General features: G+C 72.3%; 19 protein-coding genes and 1 pseudogene. 11 read left to right on the top strand and 9 right to left on the bottom strand.

The annotated features are described in order from the left end of the window. Positions 1 to 94 precede the first annotated feature (94 nt). Entirely contained in the window at positions 95 to 424 is a 330-nt protein-coding gene (locus C1I97_RS05685) for an SH3 domain-containing protein (RefSeq protein WP_111002120.1), read from the bottom strand. Between the two features lie 182 nt (positions 425 to 606). Between C1I97_RS05685 and C1I97_RS05690 the strand changes: the two genes are divergently transcribed. Beyond that, the gene (locus C1I97_RS05690) at positions 607 to 2,772 is read left to right on the top strand and encodes a serine/threonine-protein kinase (RefSeq protein WP_111002121.1); all 2,166 of its coding nucleotides are present in this window, start codon (positions 607 to 609) and stop codon (positions 2,770 to 2,772) included. Positions 2,773 to 2,842: 70 nt separating this feature from the next. Here C1I97_RS05690 and ilvD read toward each other — a convergent pair whose 3' ends face one another. The 4 genes from ilvD to C1I97_RS05710 all read right to left on the bottom strand — a co-directional run bounded on the left by ilvD (position 2,843) and on the right by C1I97_RS05710 (position 7,392). Then, entirely contained in the window at positions 2,843 to 4,696 is a 1,854-nt protein-coding gene (ilvD, locus tag C1I97_RS05695) for a dihydroxy-acid dehydratase (RefSeq protein ID WP_111002122.1), read from the bottom strand. A gap of 163 nt (positions 4,697 to 4,859) precedes the next feature. Further along, positions 4,860 to 5,465, bottom strand: a complete 606-nt coding sequence (locus C1I97_RS05700) for a TetR/AcrR family transcriptional regulator (RefSeq protein ID WP_111002123.1) — start codon at positions 5,463 to 5,465, stop codon at positions 4,860 to 4,862. Then, entirely contained in the window at positions 5,462 to 6,283 is an 822-nt protein-coding gene (locus tag C1I97_RS05705) for a sugar phosphate isomerase/epimerase family protein (protein WP_111002124.1), read from the bottom strand. Before C1I97_RS05705 ends, C1I97_RS05700 begins: the two co-directional genes overlap by 4 nt. Positions 6,284 to 6,435: 152 nt before the next feature. Next, positions 6,436 to 7,392: a Ppx/GppA phosphatase family protein gene (locus C1I97_RS05710; protein WP_111002125.1), complete on the bottom strand. Its 957-nt coding sequence runs from the start codon at positions 7,390 to 7,392 to the stop codon at positions 6,436 to 6,438. Positions 7,393 to 7,487: 95 nt separating this feature from the next. Between C1I97_RS05710 and C1I97_RS05715 the strand changes: the two genes are divergently transcribed. Then, positions 7,488 to 8,387: a hypothetical protein gene (locus C1I97_RS05715; RefSeq protein ID WP_111002126.1), complete on the top strand. Its 900-nt coding sequence runs from the start codon at positions 7,488 to 7,490 to the stop codon at positions 8,385 to 8,387. Positions 8,388 to 8,447: 60 nt separating this feature from the next. Here the strand turns inward: C1I97_RS05715 and C1I97_RS41140 are convergent. Beyond that, positions 8,448 to 9,935 (bottom strand): annotated as a pseudogene (locus C1I97_RS41140) (hypothetical protein); the annotation flags it as partial. A gap of 176 nt (positions 9,936 to 10,111) precedes the next feature. Here C1I97_RS41140 and radA point away from each other — a divergent pair. Together radA and disA are read left to right on the top strand one after the other, a co-directional pair. Next, entirely contained in the window at positions 10,112 to 11,521 is a 1,410-nt protein-coding gene (radA, locus tag C1I97_RS05725) for a DNA repair protein RadA (protein ID WP_111002127.1), read from the top strand. An 80-nt stretch (positions 11,522 to 11,601) separates the two neighbouring features. Beyond that, positions 11,602 to 12,726 carry a DNA integrity scanning diadenylate cyclase DisA gene (disA, locus tag C1I97_RS05730; protein ID WP_111002128.1) on the top strand — a complete coding sequence of 375 codons (1,125 nt, stop codon included), beginning with the start codon at positions 11,602 to 11,604 and terminating at the stop codon, positions 12,724 to 12,726. 31 nt (positions 12,727 to 12,757) lie between these two features. Here the strand turns inward: disA and C1I97_RS05735 are convergent, their stop codons facing one another. Beyond that, entirely contained in the window at positions 12,758 to 13,579 is an 822-nt protein-coding gene (locus C1I97_RS05735) for a hypothetical protein (protein ID WP_111002129.1), read from the bottom strand. A 203-nt stretch (positions 13,580 to 13,782) separates the two neighbouring features. Between C1I97_RS05735 and C1I97_RS05740 the strand changes: the two genes are divergently transcribed. The 5 genes from C1I97_RS05740 (at position 13,783) to cseC (ending at position 18,490) form a co-directional block, all read left to right on the top strand. Next, the gene (locus tag C1I97_RS05740; protein WP_111002130.1) at positions 13,783 to 14,769 is read left to right on the top strand and encodes an A/G-specific adenine glycosylase; all 987 of its coding nucleotides are present in this window, start codon (positions 13,783 to 13,785) and stop codon (positions 14,767 to 14,769) included. A gap of 326 nt (positions 14,770 to 15,095) precedes the next feature. Beyond that, positions 15,096 to 15,635, top strand: a complete 540-nt coding sequence (locus tag C1I97_RS05745; RefSeq protein ID WP_111002131.1) for a SigE family RNA polymerase sigma factor — start codon at positions 15,096 to 15,098, stop codon at positions 15,633 to 15,635. Next, a complete protein-coding gene (locus tag C1I97_RS05750) occupies positions 15,623 to 16,291 on the top strand; it encodes a hypothetical protein (RefSeq protein ID WP_111002132.1) in 669 nt (222 codons plus the stop codon). The genes C1I97_RS05745 and C1I97_RS05750 overlap by 13 nt, the downstream gene beginning before the upstream one ends. Before the next feature lie 136 nt (positions 16,292 to 16,427). After that, entirely contained in the window at positions 16,428 to 17,129 is a 702-nt protein-coding gene (gene cseB / locus C1I97_RS05755) for a two-component system response regulator CseB (protein ID WP_111002133.1), read from the top strand. Between the two features lie 11 nt (positions 17,130 to 17,140). Continuing rightward, positions 17,141 to 18,490: a two-component system sensor histidine kinase CseC gene (gene cseC / locus C1I97_RS05760; protein ID WP_111002134.1), complete on the top strand. Its 1,350-nt coding sequence runs from the start codon at positions 17,141 to 17,143 to the stop codon at positions 18,488 to 18,490. 103 nt (positions 18,491 to 18,593) lie between these two features. On the opposite strand, the gene C1I97_RS05765 is transcribed toward cseC, so the two are convergent. Continuing rightward, positions 18,594 to 20,186 (bottom strand): MDR family MFS transporter, encoded by a 1,593-nt coding sequence (locus C1I97_RS05765; protein WP_111002135.1) that lies wholly within the window; start codon positions 20,184 to 20,186, stop codon positions 18,594 to 18,596. A 150-nt stretch (positions 20,187 to 20,336) separates the two neighbouring features. Between C1I97_RS05765 and C1I97_RS05770 the strand changes: the two genes are divergently transcribed. Continuing rightward, a complete protein-coding gene (locus tag C1I97_RS05770) occupies positions 20,337 to 20,933 on the top strand; it encodes a TetR/AcrR family transcriptional regulator (RefSeq protein ID WP_111002136.1) in 597 nt (198 codons plus the stop codon). A gap of 63 nt (positions 20,934 to 20,996) precedes the next feature. Here the strand turns inward: C1I97_RS05770 and C1I97_RS05775 are convergent, their stop codons facing one another. Then, on the bottom strand, positions 20,997 to 21,569 hold the full coding sequence (locus C1I97_RS05775) for a M23 family metallopeptidase (RefSeq protein ID WP_111002137.1): 573 nt from the start codon (positions 21,567 to 21,569) through the stop codon (positions 20,997 to 20,999). Between the two features lie 450 nt (positions 21,570 to 22,019). On the opposite strand from C1I97_RS05775, the gene C1I97_RS05780 reads away from it, so the two are divergent. After that, positions 22,020 to 22,694, top strand: coding sequence for an HAD family acid phosphatase (locus tag C1I97_RS05780; protein ID WP_111002138.1), 675 nt, complete (start codon positions 22,020 to 22,022; stop codon positions 22,692 to 22,694). The last annotated feature ends 92 nt before the right edge of the window (positions 22,695 to 22,786 follow it).

Consider the following 22,786-nt stretch of genomic DNA (forward strand, 5'->3'; position numbering starts at 1 on the left):
GGGCCCGGTGGAGCCCGCGGGGGTGTCCGGGGTGCCGTTGTCGTCGCTCACGGCTCGATTATGGCTTCCGGGTGTCCGCGGGCTCCGTCCGGGATCAGCCGCAGCGGCCGGCGACGTAGCCGTCGCTGCCGGTGTACACGTACGCGTCGGAGACGTACTGGCCGGTGCCGATGTTGTCCCAGATGTTCGAGGTGCCGTAGTAGCCGGACACCGTCGTGCCCGGCGTCTGGCAGTGGATCGGCACGGAGGCGCCCGCGGGCAGCACGCGGACGAGGCTGTAGCCGGTGCCGGGACCGCTGCGGACGTTGAGCTGGACGCCCGGCGCCACCGGGTAGTACTTCACGGCCGCCACGGTCGCGACGGCCTCCGCCGCCGCGTCGCCACCGGTCCCCTCGACATGCTGTTCGGCACGGTCGACAGACATGAGAGATCTCCCCCGTCAAAGCCCCATGACTGCCATGGGGCCTCGTTCATTCCCCGAAAACGCGTCACGAAACACATGTGCGCACTTCGCACGTGAACACCAGCAAGCCGCCTCGGTCCCGTTCGAGGCATCGACTAGGCTCCCTGCGTCGCGCGCGCGAACGAACAGCACGGGGGTGGTCCATGACGCCACAGCGCAACATCGGAGCGGGCGCGGAAGCGGAACTTCCGGAATACGCCGGTCACTACCGTCTGGAGTCGTGTCTGGGCTCCGGTGGCATGGGCGTGGTGCACCTGGCCCGCAGCACCTCGGGACTGAAGCTCGCGGTGAAGGTCGTACACGCCCGGTTCGCCAGGGATCCCGAGTTCAGGGGGCGGTTCCGGCAGGAGGTGGCGGCGGCCCGCAGGGTGAGCGGCGCGTTCACCGCGCCCGTCGTCGACGCCGACCCGGAGGCCGAACGGCCCTGGATGGCCACCCTGTTCATTCCCGGGCCCACGCTCTCGGACGAGGTGAAGCGGAACGGGCCCATGGCCCCGCCCCAGTTGCGCCGTCTGATGGCCGGGCTCGCCGAGGCGCTGCGCGACATCCACCGGGTGGGCGTCGTCCACCGGGACCTCAAGCCGAGCAACGTCCTGCTCGCCGAGGACGGGCCGAAGGTCATCGACTTCGGCATCTCCCGCCCGAAGGACAGCGAACTGCGCACCGAGACCGGCAAGTTGATCGGTACGCCGCCCTTCATGGCGCCCGAGCAGTTCCGCCGGCCGCGGGAGGTCGGTCCGGCGGCCGACATCTTCGCGCTCGGGTCCGTGCTGGTGCACGCGGCGACCGGGCGCGGGCCGTTCGACTCCGACAGCCCGTACGTCGTCGCCTACCAGGTCGTGCACGACGAGCCCGAGCTGACCGGCGTGCCAAAGGCCCTGGCTCCGCTCGTGCTGCGCTGCCTGGCCAAGGAGCCCGAGGACCGGCCCACGCCGGACGAGCTGATGCGGGAACTGCGGTCGGTGGCGGCGTCGTACGACACACAGGCGTTCATGGCGGACCAGCGGACGCACGAATCCTCCCCGGCCCTCGGCGAAGACGGTGATCGCGCGTCGCCGTCCGGGTCCCGCGCCGGGGAGACCGGGGGCACGCCGGAGGGTCGTACCGAGCCGCGGGCCGGACGGCGCCCGCGCTCCAGGCGGCTCGCCCTGGCCGCCGGGGTGCTGGGACTGGTCGTCGGCGGCGGGCTCGCCTCGGTCCAGTTGCTCGACGGCGGCCTCGCGGTGAACGGCTCGGCACCGGGGACCACCCTGCCCGGGGCCACGTCGGCCGCGTTCTCCGGGTGGGTGGCGAAGCCCGTGTCCGGGGGCGAGGGTGTGCCCCAGTGCTCGTACGGGGCCGGGAAGCTGTTCTGTGCGCGGCCCGGGCTGGTCTACGCCCTCGATCCGGCGGACGGGAGCCTGCTGTGGCGGCGCTCCGTCCCCGAGGTGCTCACCGGCGTGCCGCCGGTCGTCGCGGGCGGCCTGGTGCAGCCGATGACGGATCACGGGCGGCGGCTGGAGGCCCTGGATCCGGACTCGGGCAGGCCGCGCTGGCAGCGGAACGTTCCGGCATACAGCGGGGTGCGGTCCGTCGGCGACATGCTGCTGCTCACCGGCACCGACGGGCTGGTGCGCGGGGTGGACGCCGGGTCGGGCGAAATCAGGTGGAGCCGACGGGTGCCGGACCTGCCGCTTCCCCACTTCTCCTCGTTCGCCGGTGATCCGCTGGCGTACGCGGTGAGCGCGTCGGCCGACGGGTCGTCCACGCGGGTCGTCGCGGTGGACCCGGCGACGGGCGACGTGCGCTGGGAGGCGCGGCTGCGCGGGCTGCTGACGCCTGTGGGCAGCCGGGACGGCTCCCTCGTCCTGCTCTCCGAGGAGGCGGCCTTCGGCCGGGTGAACGCCGTGGTCCGCTACACCCCGGCGTCCGGGGCGTCGGTCCGGGTCGCGCTGCCGGTGCCGCGCGACACCGTCCAGGCGAGTGTGCACGGCGACGTGGTCCACCTGCTGGGCGGCGGCGGCTCGTTGGACGCGGTCGACCTGGCGGCCCGGAAGGTGCGGTGGCGACTGGAAACGGCCGTCAGCCGCGGCTCGGCACCGGCCGCCGACGCCGGCCACGTGTACTTCCTCGCCGGAGACGGCCGGCTGCTGGCGGTCGGCGCCCGCACCGGGCGGATCGCCGGCCAGACCCGGCCGCGGCTCGGCGAGCACGCGGACCGGGTCGCGGCGGCGCTGCCCGCGCCCGTGGTCGTCAAGGGCCACGTCTACGCCGGCGCCCCCGACGGGACCGTCTTCGCCGTGGACGGCCGCGATCCGTCGTCCTGGTGACACGCCGAGGGGGCCGCCTCCGAGGAGACGGCCCCCACAGGTCCGGATGTCCGGAAGGGTCTGGCGCGGATCAGCCCAGCTTCGAGACGTCCCGGACGGCGCCCTTGTCCGCGCTGGTGGCCATCGCGGCGTAGGCCCGCAGGGCTGCCGAGACCTTGCGGTCGCGGTTCTTCGGGACGTACACGCCGCCCAGCGCCTGCTCGCGGCGGGTCAGCTCCGCGTCGTCGACGAGCAGCTCGATGGTGCGGTTCGGGATGTCGATGCGGATGCGGTCGCCGTCCTCGACGAGCGCGATCGTGCCGCCGGAGGCCGCCTCCGGGGAGGCGTGGCCGATGGACAGGCCCGAGGTGCCGCCGGAGAAGCGGCCGTCGGTGACCAGGGCGCAGGCCTTGCCCAGGCCGCGGCCCTTCAGGTACGAGGTCGGGTAGAGCATCTCCTGCATGCCGGGGCCGCCCTTGGGGCCCTCGTAGCGGATGACGACGACGTCGCCCTCCTTGACCTGCTGGGTGAGGATCTTCTGGACGGCCTCCTCCTGCGACTCGCAGACGACCGCCGGGCCCTCGAAGGTCCAGATGGACTCGTCGACGCCCGCGGTCTTCACCACGCAGCCGTCCACGGCCAGGTTGCCCTTGAGGACCGCCAGGCCGCCGTCCTTGGAGTAGGCGTGCTCGGCGGAGCGGATGCAGCCGTTCCCGGCGTCGGTGTCCAGGGCCTCCCAGCGCTCGGACTGAGAGAAGGCCTCCGCCGAGCGCACGCAGCCGGGGGCCGCGTGCCACAGTTCGACCGCCTCGGGGGACGGGGAGCCGCCGCGCACGTCCCAGGTCTTGAGCCAGTCCGCGAGGGAGGGGCTGTGGACCGCGTGCACGTCCTCGTTCAGCAGGCCCGCGCGGTGCAGCTCGCCGAGCAGGGCGGGGATGCCGCCGGCCCGGTGCACGTCCTCCATGTAGTACGTGCGGTCCTTGGCGACGTTGGGGGCGACCTTCGCCAGGCAGGGGACGTGACGCGAGACGGCGTCGATCTCCTCCAGGCCGAAGGGGACGCCGGCCTCCTGCGCGGCGGCCAGCAGGTGCAGGATCGTGTTGGTCGAGCCGCCCATCGCGATGTCCAGGGCCATCGCGTTCTCGAAGGCCGCGGAGGTGGCGATGGCGCGGGGCAGGACGGTGTCGTCGTCCTGCTCGTAGTGGCGGCGGGTGAGGTCCATCACCGTGCGGGCCGCGTCGACGTAGAGCTGCCTGCGGGCCGTGTGGGTGGCCAGGACCGAGCCGTTGCCGGGCAGGGCGAGGCCGATCGCCTCGGTCAGGCAGTTCATCGAGTTGGCGGTGAACATGCCGGAACAGGAGCCGCAGGTCGGGCAGGCGTTCTCCTCGATGCGGAGGATGTCCTCGTCGGAGACCTTGTCGTTCACGGCGTCGGAGATCGCGTCGACCAGGTCGAGGGTGCGGACCGTGCCGTCGACCAGGGTGGCCCGGCCGGACTCCATCGGGCCGCCGGAGACGAAGACCGTCGGGATGTTCAGCCGCAGGGCGGCCATCAGCATGCCCGGGGTGATCTTGTCGCAGTTGGAGATGCAGATCAGGGCGTCGGCGCAGTGCGCCTCGACCATGTACTCGACGCTGTCCGCGATCAGGTCGCGGGAGGGCAGCGAGTAGAGCATGCCGCCGTGGCCCATCGCGATGCCGTCGTCGACGGCGATCGTGTTGAACTCGCGCGGGATGCCGCCCGCCTCCCGGACCGCCTCGCTGACGATCCGGCCGACCGGCTGCAGGTGGGTGTGGCCGGGCACGAACTCGGTGAAGCTGTTGGCGACCGCGATGATCGGCTTCCGGCCGATGTCCGCACCGGGTACACCGGAGGCGCGCATCAGGGCACGGGCGCCCGCCATGTTGCGGCCGTGGGTGACTGTGCGGGACCTCAGCTCGGGCATCGTCGCTCGCTCCTTCGGGACGTTCCGCCGGGACGCCGGGCAGTCCCGGCAGGGTACTGACGCAGTCGAGCGTACGCCGGTCATCCAGGGATCGGGACGCGGTGTCCGGCATACGGGACTCGTGTCTCGGGGACCGCGCTCACGGTTCCGTGGGGGAGGCGGGTCAGGGGCCCGTGAGGTGTCCCTGCACGACCGGTGCCAGCCGCGCGACGATCTGCTCCGCGTCCGCCGACGCCAGCGGCTCCAGCCTGATCACGTACCGCAGGATCGCGCACCCCACCAGCTGGGCGGCGGCGAGTTCGGCGCGCAGCTCCGCGTCGGGCAGGTCGAGCCGGCTGGCGATGCGGCGCAGCAGCTGGGAGGCGATCAGCCGGCGGAAGACGGCGGCCGCGGTGTCGTTGCTCAGCGCGGAGCGGACGACCGCCAGCAGCGGCGTCCGGGTGGCCGGGTTCTCCCAGACGCCGAGGAAGGACCGGGTCAGGCGTTCGCCCACGTCGTCCGGCGGGACGTCGGCGAGCGCGTCCGGGACGTTTAGGGCGGGGGCGAAGACGACCGCGACCGCCGCCTCGAACACCTGCTCCTTGGTGCCGAAGTAGTGGTGCACGAGGGCCGGGTCGACCCCGGCGGCCTTGGCGATGCCGCGTACGGAGGTCTTCTCGTAGCCGTGCGCGGAGAACTCCTCGCGGGCCGCGGTCAGGATGCGGTCGCGGGTGTCGGCGGCCTCCTCGCGGCGGGGGCGGCCGCGGCGCCGGGCGGTGGTGCCGGTCATCGCCGGGGCACCCGCATCGCCGAGGCCAGGTGCAGCCGGGTGAAGGCCAGGGCCTCGGCGAGGTCGGCCTCGCGCTCGGCGCTGGACATGGCGCGGCGGGTGTTGACCTCGATGACGACATGGCCGTCGAAGCCGGACAGGGCGAGACGTTCCAGCACCTCGGCGCAGGGCTGGGTGCCGCGGCCGGGCACCAGGTGCTCGTCCTTCGCCGAACCCCTGCCGTCGGCGAGGTGCACGTGGCCGAGCCGGTCGCCCATGCGGTCGATCATCTGCAGGGCGTCGGTGCGGGCCGTCGCCGCGTGGCTGAGGTCGATCGTGAAGTGGCGGTAGTCGTCCTTGGTGACGTCCCAGCCGGGGGCGTAGGCGAGCATCTCGCGGTCGCGGTAGCGCCAGGGGTACATGTTCTCGACGGCGAACCGCACATCCGTCTCGTTCGCCATGCGCCAGACGCCGGCGACGAAGTCACGGGCGTACTGGCGCTGCCAGCGGAACGGCGGGTGGACCACGACCGTGCTCGCGCCGAGCTTCTCGGCGGCCGCCTTCGCGCGCTGGAGCTTGACCCAGGGGTCGGTGGACCACACCCGCTGCGTGATCAGCAGGCAGGGGGCGTGCACGGCGAGGACCGGGATCCGGTGGTAGTCGCTGAGTCTGCGCAGCGCGTCGATGTCCTGGCTGACGGGGTCGGTCCACACCATGACCTCGACACCGTCGTATCCAAGGCGCGCGGCGATCTCGAAGGCCGTCGCCGTCGACTCCGGGTAGACGGAGGCCGTCGACAGGGCGACCTTCGCATCCGGGATGCGAACGGGTTCCACCACGAGGGACAGGTTACGGGGTGCGATGGGGCTTGGTCGGGTACCCGTTCGCCGTTGTGGTGTTCGTCATGCCCGGCTGCGGGTCCGTTGTGGTTCGTCGCGCCCACGACGGGCTCCCCCTGCTCGTCAGGAGTTCGGGGAGGAACCGCAGGGTGTCACAGCCCCGCTCCCCTGGGCTTCTCCTGCGAGTCCATGTGATCAAGGCGCCGCAGGATCACGCCCTCCCTCAGGGCCCACGGGCATATCTCCAGGCGTTCCACGCCGAACAGGTCCATCGCGCCCTCGGCGACCAGTGCGCCGGCCAGGAGCTGGCCCGCCCGGCCGTCGGAGACGCCGGGGAGTTCGCAGCGCTCGTCGTTCGTCATGCCGGAGAGCCTGGGCACCCAGCTTTCCAGGGACTCGCGCTTCAGTTCGCGCTGGACGTACAGGCCCTCGGTGGAGCGGGGGGCGCCGGCCAGGCGGGCGAGCTGCTTGAACGTCTTGGAGGTGGCGACGACGTGGTCGGGGGCGCCGAACCGGCTGAACTCGCCGACGGTCCGCGCGATCTCGGTGCGCACATGGCGGCGCAGCGCCCTGACGTCCTCGGGGTCGGGCGGGTCCCCGGGCAGCCAGGCGGCGGTGAGCCGGCCCGCGCCGAGCGGCAGTGACACGGCGGCGTCGGGCTCCTCGTCGATGCCGTAGGCGATCTCCAGCGAGCCGCCGCCGATGTCCAGGACCAGCAGTTTCCCCGCCGACCAGCCGAACCAGCGGCGGGCGGCGAGAAAGGTGAGGCGGGCCTCCTCCTCACCGCTGAGCACCTGGAGTTCGACGCCGGTCTCGGCCCGCACGCGCGCGAGGACGTCGTCGGCGTTGCCCGCCTCGCGCACGGCGGAGGTCGCGAACGGCAGCAGGTCCTCGACGCCCTTGTCCTCGGCGGCCCGAAGCCCCTCGTGGATCACCGCGACGAGTCTGTCGACGCCGTCGGAGCCGATCGCACCGTCCTCGTCGAGGAGTTGGGCGAGGCGCAGTTCGGCCTTGTGCGAGTGCGCGGGCAGCGGGCGGGCGCCGGGGTGCGCGTCGACCACCAGCAGGTGCACCGTGTTCGAACCCACGTCGAGGACACCGAGTCTCATGTACGGAACGCTACTGCGACCTGGGGTGCCGTCCGGACCGGGTGCCCCGGCCGGGGCGGTCCCGGCCTCGCTGCCCGGCGACTTACCCTGGACGGGTGCCAAAGACGAAAAAGGCGAAGACCGACAAACCGGCGAACCCGGCGAACCGGGCGAAAGCAGGGAAGTCGAAGAAGCGGGGTTCGGAAGCCGACGAGAAGGGGCTCGACTTCGCGCGCGCGTGGGTGGAGTTCCCGGATCCGGCGGACGACGAGCAGGTCTTCCGCTGTGATCTGACATGGCTGACCTCTCGTTGGAACTGCATCTTCGGCAGCGGCTGCCAGGGCATCGAGGCGGGCCGCGCGGACGACGGGTGCTGCACGCTGGGGGCCCACTTCTCCGACGAGGACGACGAGAAGCGGGTTGCCGGGCACGTGGCGAGGCTCACACCGGACATCTGGCAGAACCATGCCGAGGGCACGGCGGACGGCTGGGTCTCGGAGGACGAGGAGGGCTCCCGGCAGACCCGCCGGTTCCAGGGTTCGTGCATCTTCCAGAACCGGCCCGGCTTCCCCGCCGGCATGGGCTGCTCGCTGCACATCCTGGCGCTGAAGGAGGGGCGCGAGCCGCTGGAGACCAAGCCGGACGTGTGCTGGCAGCTGCCGATCCGGCGGACCTTCGAGTGGATCGACCGGCCCGACGACACGCGTGTGCTGCAGGTGTCGATCGGCGAGTACGACCGCAGGGGCTGGGGTCCGGGCGGGCACGACCTGCACTGGTGGTGCACCTCGGCGGCGTCGGCGCACGGCGCGGGCGAGCCGGTGTACGTCTCCTACCGGGCCGAGCTGACCGAGCTGATGGGCAAGGCCGGCTACGAGCGCCTGGTCGAGCTGTGCGAGGAGCGCCTGGCCCTCGGGCTGCCGCTGCTGGCACCGCATCCGGCTGATCCTGCCGCTTCGGCTGGTCCTGCCGCCTCGGCTGGTCCGGCTGGTCCGGCTCATGGGAAGGGCCGGACCTAGCCGGAACTGTCCGGGGGGCTGTCCGACGGGTTCGGGCTGCTCGGGGCGTCGCTGTCCTCGGGTGCCGCGGCCGTCGATGGAGACGACGGCGCCGGCGGGCGCGATCGCCACGCGCGCGCTCCAGTGGCCGGACGGCTCGCGCAGGTGGTCGACGTACACCTTGATCGTCAACGACTCGCCGGGTTTCAGGGTTCCCGATGTGCGGCTCAGGTAGAGCCAGGACACCCGGGTGGAGGCCGACCAGCGGACCGGCCCGGGGCCGGAGGCGGCGAGGGTGATCAGTGTGGTGTCGCCGTCGCCGACGGCGGTCACCGTCAGGTGGCCGTCCTTGTGGCCGGCGCCGGTGACGCTGACGACCTCCACGGAGACATCGGGACCGCCGCCCTTGCCGAAGCGGGCGTCGGGTCCGGGGGCGGCATTGCCGGTGTTCTCGTATCCGCCGCCCGCCGCCTCGCCGCCCAGGACGCCCGGGTCGTGCGCCTCGTGCGCGGTGGCGGAGGGCCCGCCGGGGCCCTCACCGGTGGGGTCGCCCCGGTAGGCGGCCCACAGGGCCAGCACGGGGGCGGCCATCACGGTGGCCACCACGGTCGTCGTGACGGCACGCGCGCGTAGCCGGTCCCTGCGGGCCGCGTGGTCCTTGGGGTCCATGGGGAAGCCGCGCCGGTCGAAGCGGGGGGCGGTGCTCCGCGCGCGCGGGTGGTGCGCCAGCACCGTGTGCAGGGCCGCGCGGGGCGCCGTGAGGACGGGCAGCTCGGCGGGTGTGACGGTGGCGCCGGGCCAGCGGCCGGGCAGGGCGCGCCCGGCGGTGCGGCGACAGCGCGGACAGTCGTCGACGTGCCGGACGAGCTCGCGCCGCAGGGCCGCACCGAGCACGACCTGGTCGTCGCCGGTCAGACGGGACACGCTCGGGCAGGCGCCGGTCTCGACGACGGCGAGCGCCGCGCGCGTGCGCTCCACCTCGCAGGCGGCCGCGGCGAGGAGGTCCCGGGTGGCGGCGAGGCTCACGCCGAGGACGGCGGCGACCTCGTGGGCGGCGAGGTGGTGGCGTACGGCGAGTTCCAGGGCCTCGCGCTGTTCCGGGGTGGTGCCGGCGGCCTCCGGCCAGGCGAGCAGGGCGAGTTCGCGCCGCCGCTCCCGCTGGACCTCGTCGGAGACGGGCGGGGCCGCGGGCCGCGCGTGCCCGTGCCGGTCGTCGCGGTCCGCGGCGTGCGCGCTCCGACGTTTCTGCTTGGCCTCGGCCAGCTTGCGCAGGCACGCCCAGCGGGCCAGCGCGTACAGCCAGGCCCGGCGCTCGCCGGCGGTCCCGGGCCCGCGCTGCCCGCGCCGCTCGGCGGACGCCAGCGCGTCCCCGAGGGCGGCGGTGGCCGCGTCGTGATCGCAGAGCACGGACAGGCAGTAGGTGAACAGGCCGTCGAGGTACGGCTCGTAGGGCGCGGACGGGCGCTGCGCCAGGGCGTGCGCGGCAGCGCGGTCGCGCGCCTCGCGATGTGTCCGGTGCGTCCGGTGCGCACCGGTCGTGCGGGTCGTGGTGTCCGGACTGCTGCTCATCACCCGTACGACCGTATGCGGCGCGGGATCGTCCGCTCCTGTCCCCCGGGCACTTTTAATTCGTACGGGTGAAACGATCCCTCATAAGGGGAGGGGAACGCTCCGCTCCGTGACCCGCCCCGGTCGGGGCCCGCCCGGCGGCGGCGCTGCCAGTGCCGGCGGTTACGGTTTCCTCCATGGCTGCCCGTACCAAAACCGCCAAGGACCGACCGTCCTACCGCTGCACGGAGTGCGGCTGGCAGACGGCCAAGTGGCTCGGCCGCTGCCCCGAGTGCCAGGCCTGGGGCACGGTCGAGGAGTACGGCGCGCCCGCGGTCCGGACGACGGCGCCGGGCCGGGTCACCACCTCCGCCGTGCCCATCGGCCAGGTCGACGGCAGCCAGGCCGCCGCCCGCACCACCGGCGTGCCCGAGCTCGACCGCGTCCTCGGCGGCGGACTGGTCCCCGGTGCCGTCGTCCTCCTCGCCGGCGAGCCCGGGGTCGGCAAGTCCACGCTGCTGCTGGACGTGGCGGCCAAGTCCGCGAGCGACGAGCACCGCACGCTGTACGTCACGGGCGAGGAGTCCGCGAGCCAGGTCCGCCTGCGGGCCGACCGCATCGGCGCCATCGACGACCACCTGTATCTGGCCGCCGAGACCGATCTGGCCGCCGTCCTCGGCCACTTGGACGCGGTCAAGCCCTCCCTGCTGATCCTCGACTCGGTGCAGACGGTCGCCTCCCCCGAGATCGACGGGGCGCCCGGCGGCATGGCGCAGGTCCGGGAGGTGGCGGGGGCGCTGATCCGCGCCTCCAAGGAGCGCGGGATGTCCACGCTCCTGGTGGGCCACGTCACCAAGGACGGCGCGATCGCGGGCCCGCGCCTGCTGGAGCACCTGGTGGACGTCGTGCTGCACTTCGAGGGCGACCGGCACGCGCGCCTGCGCCTGGTCCGCGGCGTCAAGAACCGCTACGGCGCGACGGACGAGGTCGGCTGCTTCGAGCTGCACGACGAGGGCATCACGGGCCTGGCCGACCCCAGCGGCCTGTTCCTGACCCGCCGCGACGAGCCGGTGCCCGGCACCTGTCTGACCGTCACCCTGGAGGGCCGCCGCCCCCTGGTCGCCGAGGTGCAGGCGCTCACCGTCGACTCCCAGATCCCCTCCCCGCGCCGTACGACGTCGGGCCTGGAGACCTCCCGGGTCTCGATGATGCTGGCCGTCCTGGAGCAGCGGGGCCGGATCAGCGCGCTGGGCAAGCGGGACATCTACTCGGCGACGGTCGGCGGCGTGAAGCTGTCCGAGCCGGCCGCGGACCTCGCGGTCGCCCTGGCGCTGGCGTCGGCCGCGAGCGACACCCCGCTGCCGAAGAACCTCGTCGCGATCGGCGAGGTGGGTCTGGCGGGCGAGGTCAGGCGGGTCACGGGCGTGCAGCGCCGGCTGGCGGAGGCCCACCGCCTGGGCTTCACGCACGCGCTCGTGCCGGGCGACCCGGGAAGGATTCCGCCGGGGATGAAGGTCCTGGAGGTCGCCGACATCGGGGATGCGCTGCGGGTCCTGCCGCGCTCCCGTCGCCGAGAGGCCCCACGGGAGCAGGAGGACCGCCGGTAGACTTTTCCCTGGTCTCGCCCGTCCGTACGAACCGAGGTGCGATACGGGAGCGCTGAAGTACCTGCGACCGGAGGAGAGCAGTGGCAGCCAACGACCGGGCGGCAGCTCCCGGAAAGTCCGGCGGGAGTCCCGGCGCCGACGGGCTGATGCGCGCCTCCCTGAGCGCCGTGGCACCCGGCACGGCCCTGCGTGACGGCCTCGAGCGGGTGCTCCGCGGCAACACCGGCGGGCTCATCGTGCTCGGCTCCGACAAGACCGTGGAGTCGATGTGCACGGGCGGCTTCGTCCTGGACGTCGAGTTCACGGCGACGCGGCTGCGGGAGCTGTGCAAGCTGGACGGCGGCATCGTGATCTCCTCGGACCTGTCGAAGATCCTGCGGGCGGGCGTGCAGCTGGTGCCGGACCCCACGATCCCCACCGAGGAGACGGGCACCCGGCACCGTACGGCGGACCGGGTGAGCAAGCAGGTCGGTTTCCCCGTGGTCTCGGTCTCGCAGTCCATGCGGCTCATCGCCCTCTACGTCGACGGCCAGCGCCGTGTCCTGGAGGACTCCGCGGCGATCCTCTCCCGCGCCAACCAGGCCCTGGCGACCCTGGAGCGGTACAAGCTCCGCCTGGACGAGGTGGCGGGCACGCTGTCCGCGCTGGAGATCGAGGACCTGGTGACGGTCCGGGACGTCTCGGCGGTCGCGCAGCGCCTGGAGATGGTGCGCCGGATCGCCACCGAAATCGCCGAGTACGTGGTGGAGCTGGGCACCGACGGCCGTCTTCTCTCCCTCCAGCTGGACGAGTTGATCGCCGGCGTGGAGCCCGAGCGCGAACTGGTCGTGCGGGACTACGTTCCCGAGCCCACCGCCAAGCGCTCCCGCACGGTCGACGAGGCGCTGCTGGAGCTCGACAAGCTCCACCAGGCCGAGCTGCTCGAACTGTCCACCGTGGCCCGGGCCCTCGGCTACACCGGCTCCCCCGAGGCCCTCGACTCGGCGGTCTCCCCGCGCGGCTTCCGGCTGCTGGCCAAGGTGCCCCGGCTGCCCCGCGCCGTCATCGACCGCCTGGTCGAGCACTTCGGCGGACTGCAGAAGCTGCTCGCCGCGAGCGTCGACGACCTGCAGACGGTGGACGGCGTGGGCGAGGCGCGGGCGCGCAGCGTCCGCGAGGGCCTGTCCCGGCTGGCGGAGTCGTCGATCCTGGAGCGGTACGTCTGAGCCCCGGCGCCGTGTCCGGCAGGCGCGGGACTCAGTCCTCCGACAGCACGAACGACGTCCGCAGCTTGCCGTAGCCCGGCACCTTCGCCTCCACCAGGTAGGTGCCCGCCCGGGCCGACCCGGCCGGAGGCGTCGCGCACTGCGCGGCGCTCGGCTTGCGGTCCCACTCGACGGCGTACGTGATGCCGTTGCCCGCCGGCACCCGGTACAGCCGGCTCCCGGCCGTCTTCGGGCAGTCGGCCGAGGACCAGTAGGCGGCGCTGCTGTCGGACTGGCTGACCGTCACCACCGCGGTCTTCGGACCGAGGTCGAGCTTGCAGTCGCTGCCGGAGGAGTTCCGGGCGACCAGTTCGAAGGTCGGCGTCTGGCCGGGTTCGTAGGAGTTGTGCACGCTGCGCAGCGTCAACTTCACCGCTCCAGGGGTGCAGTTGGGCAGCGTGCTGCCGACCGGCAGCACGGGCCCCGCACCGCCGCCGCCCTCGGTGCCGCCGCCCTCGCCGCCGGCCGACCCGCCGGACCCGGCCCCGGAGCCGTCCCCGCTCGTGCCGCCGGAGCCACCGGAGCCGCCGGACCCGGAGTCCGACCCGCCGGAGTCCCCGCCGCCGGACTCGTCACGGCCGCCAGGGTGTTCACTGATCGCGGGACCCGAGCCGGAGGGCCCCGGGGTGATGGTCGAGGGCGCGGGGTGCTTGCCGTTCGACCCGCCGCCGTCGTCCTTGCGGCCCCCGCCGCCCAGGGTGAGGAGCCAGACGGTCAGCAGCGCCAACAGGGCGACCGCGGACAGCAGGAGGACCCTCCGTCGCCAGTAGATGGAGGCGGGAAGCGGACCGACCGGATTGCGCAGAGATCCCACGGCCCAAACTGTACGAGAGATCGTCGCTTTCCCTTGCGCCACCCGCCGCTGTGACCACAACTTTTCAGGATCATCATCCCGGCAACACCCTTACCGATGAACCCTCTTGCGAGCACCGTAGCCACACGGGCACATTCGGTGACGACACCGGCCCGCGCGGGTCACACGGCCGCCCACCCCCACGTGGCAGGATCGGAAGCGCCATGACTGCGCCCACACTGCCTCCGCACAGCAGCTCCGACACCCCGGCCCCCGCCACCGGTGCCCGGCCGGACACCGGCACGCCCGCCGGTCCCGAGACCTCCGGCACGCCCCTCGGCCAAGCCCTGCACACCCAGGTCATCTCCTGGTTCGACGCCAACGCCCGCGACCTGCCCTGGCGGCGCCCCGACGCCGGCGCCTGGGGCGTGATGGTCAGCGAGTTCATGCTGCAGCAGACGCCGGTCAGCCGGGTGCTGCCGGTCTACGAGCAGTGGCTCGACCGCTGGCCACGCCCCGCCGACCTCGCCAAGGAGGCGCCGGGCGAGGCCGTCCGCGCCTGGGGCCGGCTCGGCTACCCGCGCCGCGCCCTGCGCCTGCACGGCGCCGCGGTCGCCATAACGGAACGGCACGGCGGCGACGTGCCCACCGAGCACGCGCAACTGCTCGCCCTGCCGGGCATCGGCGAGTACACGGCCGCCGCGGTCGCCTCCTTCGCCTACGGCCAGCGGCACGCCGTCCTGGACACCAACGTCCGCCGGGTGCTGGCCCGCGCGGTCACCGGCGTGCAGTACCCGCCGAACGCCACCACCGCCGCCGAACGCCGCCTGGCCCGCGCCCTGCTGCCCGAGGACGAGCGGACCGCGGCCCGTTGGGCCGCCGCCTCCATGGAGCTCGGCGCGCTGGTGTGCACGGCGAAGAACGAGTCGTGCGCGCGCTGTCCGATCGCCGCGCACTGCGCCTGGCGGCTCGCGGGCAAGCCCGCGCACGAGGGGCCGCCGCGCCGGGGGCAGACGTACGCCGGCACCGACCGGCAGGTCCGCGGCAAGCTGCTCGCCGTGCTGCGCGAGGCGCACGCGCCGGTGCCGCAGGCGGCGCTCGACCGGGTCTGGCACGAGCCGGTCCAGCGGGCCCGGGCGCTGGACGGGCTCGTCGCGGACGGTCTGGTGGAGCCGCTGCCGGGCGGGCTGTACCGGCTGCCGCTGACCTGACGCACGGTCACCTCACGGACGGGTGACAGCTTCTGGGGGCGGCGCGGGCGTACGTGTCACCTTCCCGCGCGCCACCCAGCCCCCCAAATCGGCGTGAAAACCGGCAAATCAGGGCACGGTCTTACTCCGTTCCTACTTCCGTTACACAACCGACGCACAGCCGAGTGCTGACCGCAGGCTGCTTCGGACAGCGCCGTGACAACGCCTCCGTACCTTCAATCGCGTGCCCGACGGGCGCCGGACGGCTGCCGACCACAGCCCGTCCGCCCACAGGTGTGAGGACCGGCGGCAGACGAGCCGGAAACGGGGATCGGAGGCGGTTGAACATGGCGCAGGGAGAGGTGCTCGAGTTCGAGGAGTACGTGCGCACCCGGCAGGACGCGCTGCTGCGCAGTGCGCGCCGGCTGGTGCCGGACCCGGTCGACGCCCAGGACCTGCTCCAGACGGCGCTCGCGCGGACGTACGGCCGCTGGGAGGGCATCGCCGACAAACGGCTCGCGGACGCCTACCTGCGCCGCGTGATGATCAACACGCGTACCGAGTGGTGGCGGGCCCGCAAGCTGGAGGAGGTCCCCACCGAGCAGCTCCCCGACGCCTCGGTCGAGGACTCCACCGAGCAGCACGCCGACCGCGCGCTCCTGATGGACGCCATGAAGGTTCTCGCTCCCAAGCAGCGCAGTGTCGTCGTGCTGCGACACTGGGAGCAGATGTCCACGGAGGAGACGGCCGCCGCCCTCGGCATGTCCGCGGGTACGGTCAAGAGCACGCTGCACCGGGCGCTCGCCCGGCTCCGCGAGGAGCTTCAGGCCCGTGATCTGGTCGCACGCGCGCTGGAGCGTGAGGAGCGGGAGCGTTGTGCGGCCTGACCGGCAGGGACACCGACCCTGGCCCCGTCGTGGCCAGGGACACCGTCCAGGCGGTGAGTACGGCGGTGGCCGTGCTCGCCGCCCTCGCCCTTCTGGTGTCCGCCTGCGGCACCGGGGGGACCGGGGCGCGTGACGAGGGCCCGGCCCACGTCGGCTCGGCGGCGAGTCCCGCCGCCACGCCCTCCCTCAGCCCCACCCCCCGGGCCGAGCGGATGGACGCGGTCCGGCTGATCAAGCAGGACCCGCATGTCTCGGCCGCGATCAAGCGTGCCCTGAAACCGTGCGTGGCCGACGAGTACCCCGTCGACGTGTCGTACGGTGATCTGACCGGGAACTCCGTCGACGACATCGTCGTCAACATACTGACCTGCGGGGACGCGGTGGGCTTGGGCGCCTACGTGTACCGCGAGCGGGACAGCGGGTACGAGAACGTCTTCAAGGCCGAGGAACCCCCGGTCTACGCCGAGATCGACCGCGGCGACCTCGTGGTGACCAAGCAGGTGTACGCGAGGGGCGACCCGGTCTCGAGCCCGTCCATCGAGGACGTGGTCACCTACCACTGGTCCTCCGCGGGCCGGTTCGTCAAGGAGTTCAGCACGCGCAACAAGTACAGCAAGTCCGCCGGGAGTGACGCGGTGGTGACCCCCGACGACTGACGTACGGGGCCGGCCGGGGTGCGTGCGGGAGGACGGCGGCGGCCGCGAGCAATTCCGGCGGCGTGAACCGGTCAGGAGTGGACGCGCCCCCACCGCGGCGCACGAGGAGAAGCACACGAGGACTGAGAGCACCGGGATGGCAGAGCAGACCCACGTCCTGTTCGTCGAGGACGACGACGTCATCCGTGAGGCCACACAGCTCGCTCTGGAGCGGAACGGCTTCGCGGTCACGGCCATGCCCGACGGGCTGTCGGGCCTGGAGGAGTTCCGGGCCCGGCGGCCCGACATCGCGCTGCTGGACGTCATGGTCCCCGGCCTCGACGGCGTCAGCCTGTGCCGCCGCATCCGCGACGAGTCGACGGTTCCGGTGATCATGCTGTCCGCGCGCGCCGACTCGATCGACGTGGTCCTGGGTCTGGAGGCGGGTGCCGACGACTATGTGACCAAGCCGTTCGACGGGGCCGTCCTCGTCGCCCGGATCCGCGCGGTGCTGCGCCGCTTCGGGCACGCCGGCGGCGCCCGGTCCGGGGAGGACCCCTCCGCGGTGGACGGCGGGGTGCTGACCTTCGGCGACCTGGAGGTCGACACCGAGGGGATGGAGGTGCGCCGGGCCGGCCGGCCGGTGGCGCTCACGCCCACGGAGATGCGGCTGCTCCTCGAGTTCTCCTCCGCGCCGGGCACGGTCCTGTCCCGCGACAGGCTGCTCGAGCGGGTGTGGGACTACGGCTGGGGCGGCGACACGCGCGTGGTCGACGTCCATGTGCAGCGGCTGCGTACGAAGATCGGCCAGGACCGCATCGAGACGGTCCGCGGCTTCGGCTACAAGCTGAAGGCCTGAGCGGGGGGGCCATGCGGGGGATCACACGGCGTCTGCTGCCGAAGCGCCTGGAGCACGCGGGGATCCGCACGGGGCTGAGGTGGAAGCTCAGCGCGGCCATCGCGCTGGTCGGCGCGCTGGTGGCGGTCGCGCTGAGCCTGGTCGTGCACAACGCCGCACGGGTGTCGATGCTCGACAGCGCGCGCGACCTGGCCGTCGAGCGGGTCCAGATCGCCCAGCGGAACTACGAGCTGTCGGGGCGGCCGAACTTCCCCGGCATCAAGATCGACGACCCGGAGCTGCCGCCCCCGCTGCGGGAGAAGATCGACCAGGGCCGGCGGGCGACGTACGTGAGCGACCACACGGGCAAACTGGCCGACATCTGGGCGGCCGTGCCGGTCAAGGACGGCCGTGTGCTGTCCCTGCACACGCACTTCACCGACCGCAGCACGAACATCCTCAACGACCTCGACCAGGCGCTGGTCATCGGCTCCATCGCGGTCGTTCTCGGCGGCAGCGCGCTGGGCGTGCTGATAGGGGGGCAGCTCTCGGGCCGGCTGCGCAAGGCGGCGACCGCGGCCAACCAGGTCGCCAAGGGCGAGACGGACGTACGGGTCCGGGAGGCCATCGGCGGTCTCGTACGGGACGAGACCGACGACCTCGCGCGCGCGGTGGACGCGATGGCGGACGCGCTGCAGCAGCGGCTGGAGGCGGAGCGCCGGGTCACCGCGGACATCGCGCACGAGCTGCGCACTCCGGTGACCGGGCTGCTGACGGCGGCCGAGCTGCTGCCGCCCGGACGGCCGACGGAGCTGGTCCTGGACCGCGCGAAGGCCATGCGCACGCTGGTCGAGGACGTGCTGGAGGTGGCCCGGCTCGACGGCGCCTCCGAGCGGGCCGAGCTGCAGGACATCCTGCTGGGCGAGTTCGTCGCCCGGCGGGTTGCGGCCAAGGACCCGGACGTCGAGGTGCGCGTGGTGCACGAGTCGGAGGTCAGGACCGACCCTCGGCGCCTGGAGCGGGTGCTGTTCAACCTGCTCGCCAACGCCGCCCGGCACGGCAGGCCGCCGATCGAGGTGACCGTGGAGGGCCGGGTCGTCCGGGTGCGCGACCACGGCCCGGGCTTCCCCGAGGACCTGCTCGCCGAGGGCCCGAGCCGCTTCCGCACCGGCAGCAGGGACCGCGCCGGGCAGGGCCACGGCCTCGGCCTGACCATCGCCGCCGGCCAGGCCCGTGTCCTCGGCGCCCGGCTGACCTTCCGCAACGTCCGCCCGGCGGGCGCCCCGGAGCACGTTCCGGCCGAGGGCGCGGTCGCCGTGCTGTGGCTGCCGGAGCACGCTCCGACGGACACCGGCAGCCATCCCCTGCTTCAGGGGCAGTAGGCGCTTCGGGAGCAGTCGCTGCTTCGGGGACAGCGGACGCTTCAGGAGCAGTGACCGCTTCAGGAGCAGCGACCGCTTCCCGGGCCGCGGCGCCGGCGGGCGGTCAGACGGCCTCCGCCACGCCCGCCCGCGCCTGCGCCTCGGTCCCGCCGTCCCGGTCCCGCCCGGCCGGTCCCGCTCCCTTCAGCGGGACCTCCTTGACGAACACCGCCGCGACCAGCACGGACACCGAGATCACGGCGCCCAGCAGGAACGCCGAATGCGTACCGGCGGACACCGCGTGCTGGTAGGCCTCCCGCACCTGGGCCGGCAGCTTGGCGAGACTCGCCGCGTCCAGCTGTGCGGACTTCTCGGTGATCTTCGGGCCCAGGGCGCCGCCCCGGTCGGTCATCTCCTGCTGGACGCGGTTGTTGAACAGCGCGCCCATGACCGCGACGCCGAAGGAGGAGCCGAGCGTACGGAACAGGGTGGTGGTCGAGGAGGCCACACCCATGTCCTTCATCTCCACGCTGTTCTGCGCGACCAGCATGGTGATCTGCATCAGACAGCCCATGCCGGCACCGAGGACGGCCATGTACAGGCCGGAGGTGAGACGGGTGGTGCCGGTGTCCATCAGGGACAGCAGGTACAGCCCGGCGATCACCAGGACGCCACCGAGGATCGGGAAGATCTTGTACCGGCCGCTGTTGGTGGTGACCCGGCCGGCGATCAGCGACACGACCATCATCGCGCCGAGCATCGGCAGGAGCAGCAGACCGGAGTTGGTCGCGGAGGCGCCCTGCACCGACTGCTGGTAGAGCGGCAGGAAGAGCACCGCGCCGAACATCGCGAAGCCGGTGATGAAGCCGATCAGTGACATCAGGCTGAAGTTGCGGCTGCGGAAGATGTGCAGCGGCACGATCGGCTCGGCCGCCTCGGCCTGCCAGAACACGAACCCGACGAGCGTGGCGACGCCGATCGCGGTGAGCACCATGATCCGCGCGGAGGTCCAGGAGTACTCCGTGCCACCCCAGGTGGTGACGAGCACGACGGCGCAGATGCCGACGGTCAGCAGCACGGCACCCAGGTAGTCGATCCGCGCCTGCGCCCGCTTCTTCGGCAGGTGCAGTACGGCGCTGATCGCGACGAGTGCCACCGCGCCGAGGGGGAGGTTGATGTAGAAGGTCCAGCGCCAGCCCCAGTGGTCCGTGATCGTGCCGCCGACCAGCGGTCCGCCGATCATCGCCAGCGCCATGACACCGGCCATCATGCCCTGGTACTTGCCGCGCTCACGGGGCGGGATCAGGTCGCCGATGATGGCCATCACGCCGACCATCAGACCGCCGGCGCCCAGGCCCTGGACAGCGCGGAAGCCGATCAGCTCTCCCATGTTCTGCGCCATGCCGCTCAGCGCCGAACCGATCAGGAAGATCACGATCGAGGTCAGGAAGACGCCCTTGCGCCCGTACATGTCGCCGAGCTTGCCCCACAGCGGAGTGGCCGCGGCGGTCGCGAGGGTGTAGGCGGTGACCACCCACGACAGGTGCTGGAGTCCTCCGAGCTCACCGACGATCGTCGGCATCGCGGTGCCCACGATCATGTTGTCCAGCATCGCGAGCATCATCGCGATCATGAGGGCGAGCAGGACGACCCGCACGCTCCTGGGTTGTTTGCCGGCCTGACCGGTGTCCGGTCCGGCTGTCGTGGTCTCCGTCATCCGTCCTGTTCCCCCAGCTGATCGCTACTTACTTGCCGCCCGGCAAGTTAACTAGACTCCGGAAAAGTAGACCCGTCACTAGCCGGTCGTCAAGTAAGTTTCGGCGGCCTGTCGGCAGGTAGGTTCCCAGTGAGCGCGAGGAGTACGACGATGGGCGTCACCATGGACGGCACCAAGCGGCAGCGTCGCGGAAACACCCGCCGGCGCATCCTGGACGTGGCGCTGGAGCTCTTCGCCGAGCAAGGCTACGAGAAGACCTCCCTGCGGGAGATCGCCGAGCGCCTGGGCGTCACCAAGGCGGCCCTGTACTACCACTTCAGGACGAAGGAAGAGATCCTCGTCAGTCTTTTCGAGAGCCTCACGCAGCCGATGGAGGAGCTGATCGAGTGGGGCCGGGGGCAGCCGCACACCCTGGAGACCAAGCAGGAGATCGTCCGCCGTTACGACCAGGCGCTCGCCGGGGCCGCGCCGCTGTTCCGCTTCATGCAGGAGAACCAGGCGACGGTGCGGGAGCTGCGTATCGGGGACGCCTTCAAGAACCGGATGCGCGACCTCAGGGACATCATCATCGACCCGGACGCGAGCCTGGCCGACCAGGTCCGCTGCATCAGCGCCATCTTCACCCTGCACGCCGGGATGTTCGTCATGCAGGACCTCGACGGCGACCCCGAGGAACGACGCAAGGCCGTCCTCGAGGTCGCCGTCGATCTGGTGACCCAGGCCCACCGGGGCGCGCACGAGCCCTGACACGGGTCCGCCGCCCGCCGGTGTCGGCGGGCGGCGGCGCGGTGCGGCCGGTCAGGCGGTACGTCAGGCCCGCAGGAAGGCCAGCGGGTTGAGCGCGGAGCCGTAGTTCGGGGTCGTACGGATCTCGAAGTGCAGGTGCGGGCCGGTGGAGTTGCCGGTGTTGCCGGACAGGGCTATCTGCTGGCCGGCGGCGACGGCCTGGCCGACCTTCACGTGGACGCTGGAGAGGTGGGCGTACTGGGAGTACTTCCCGTTGGCGTGCTTGATGACGACGGCGTTGCCGTAGGCGGGACCGTCACCGGCGCCGTTGGGGCCGGCCTTGACGACGGTGCCACCGCTCGCGGCGACGACCGGAGTGCCGACCGGCACGGCGAAGTCCTGGCCGCTGTGCTTGTGCGCCCAGCGGGCACCGTTCTGGTTGAAGCCGGCGGTGAGCTTGTAGCTCTTCACCGGGGTGACCCAGCCGGCAGCCGACTTGGCGGCGGTGACGGTGGCGGTGGGAGCCGCCGCGGTCTCGGCGGCGGACGCTACTCCCGCGCCCAGGGCGATCGATACACCCAGACCGGCGGCCAGGACGGCGGCGCGGGTACGGAGCTTGGTCGCACGGGCGGAGCGGGACGTGGCGCGCTGGAACATCGAAACCTCTGGGGGTGGGGGACGTGGCAACCACCCGGACGCTTGTCCTCACCGGGCGGCTGTCCCTTGGTAACCCCGCCGGTCATCGACGCTCAAACCCCCCCACTACGAGGGAAAGTAGTAACAGAGGGCAGTGGCGTACATCTCTTGACGTCCAGCCCATTTAGGGCAAATGCCCTGTAGAGACCCCATGGCGGATCATTTCACCGTCCGAATTGTCCGATTTTTCAACTCCTGTCCCGCACTAAGCGCCCTAGTACCGGACAAGCCGCCTGTGCGGCATGTCACCGGAGAGCGGGGTCGAACCCTCCTCCCGTGTGACCGACCTCATGTGGCCCCCGTCTCAATGGAGTTACTCTCCAGTAATCTTCTGGTTCCCCTCTCGCCACCCCGACATACGAGCATCATGTCCACAACAACTTCAGTGGTACGGACGCGAGAGGACCCCCCATGACCACAGGCACGTGGACGCACCGCGCCCGCCTGACCGCCCTCGCCACAGTCGCCGCCACGGCGCTCGCAGTCCCCGCCGGCGCCCAGGCCGCGACGGACACCCCGGCCTCCGCCACGAGCGCCACAGCCACGGACGCGGCCACGGCCGGTGTCACCGCCACCGCGGCCGCGTCCGGGAAGGTCGACCACGGCACCTGGCAGCAGGACTGCCAGGCCGTGATGGACGAAACCCTGCCCTATCTGCGGCAGCGGATCGCGGACGGCGGGCCGGGCGAGAGGCGGGCCGTCGTGTTCGACATCGACAACACCACCCTGGAGACCGACTTCGGCTTCAGCTACCCCCAGCCGGCCAACAAGCCCGTGCTGAAGGTCGCCCAGTACGCCCAGGAGCACGGTGTCGCGCTGTTCTTCGTCACCGCCCGCCCGGGCATCCTCAAGGAGCCGACGCGGTTCAACCTCACGCACGAGGGCTACCGCGTCGACGGCCTCCACGTCCGCGGCCTGTTCGACCTGTTCAAGGACATCGCCGACTACAAGACCGCCCAGCGCGCAGCCATCGAGTCCAGGGGCTGGACGATCATCGCCAACATCGGCAACAGCACGACCGACCTGTCCGGCGGGCACGCCGAGAAGACCTTCAAACTGCCGGACTACGACGGGCAGCTGTCCTGACCTGCCGGACGGAACGCAGCGCAAAGGGGGCTGCCCCGGGACTCGGAGTCCCGGGGCAGCCCCCTTCGGTTCACACTTCGCTTCACAGGCCG

This window comes from Streptomyces sp. NTH33, assembly GCF_003236365.1.
Taxonomy (GTDB): Bacteria; Actinomycetota; Actinomycetes; order Streptomycetales; family Streptomycetaceae; genus Streptomyces.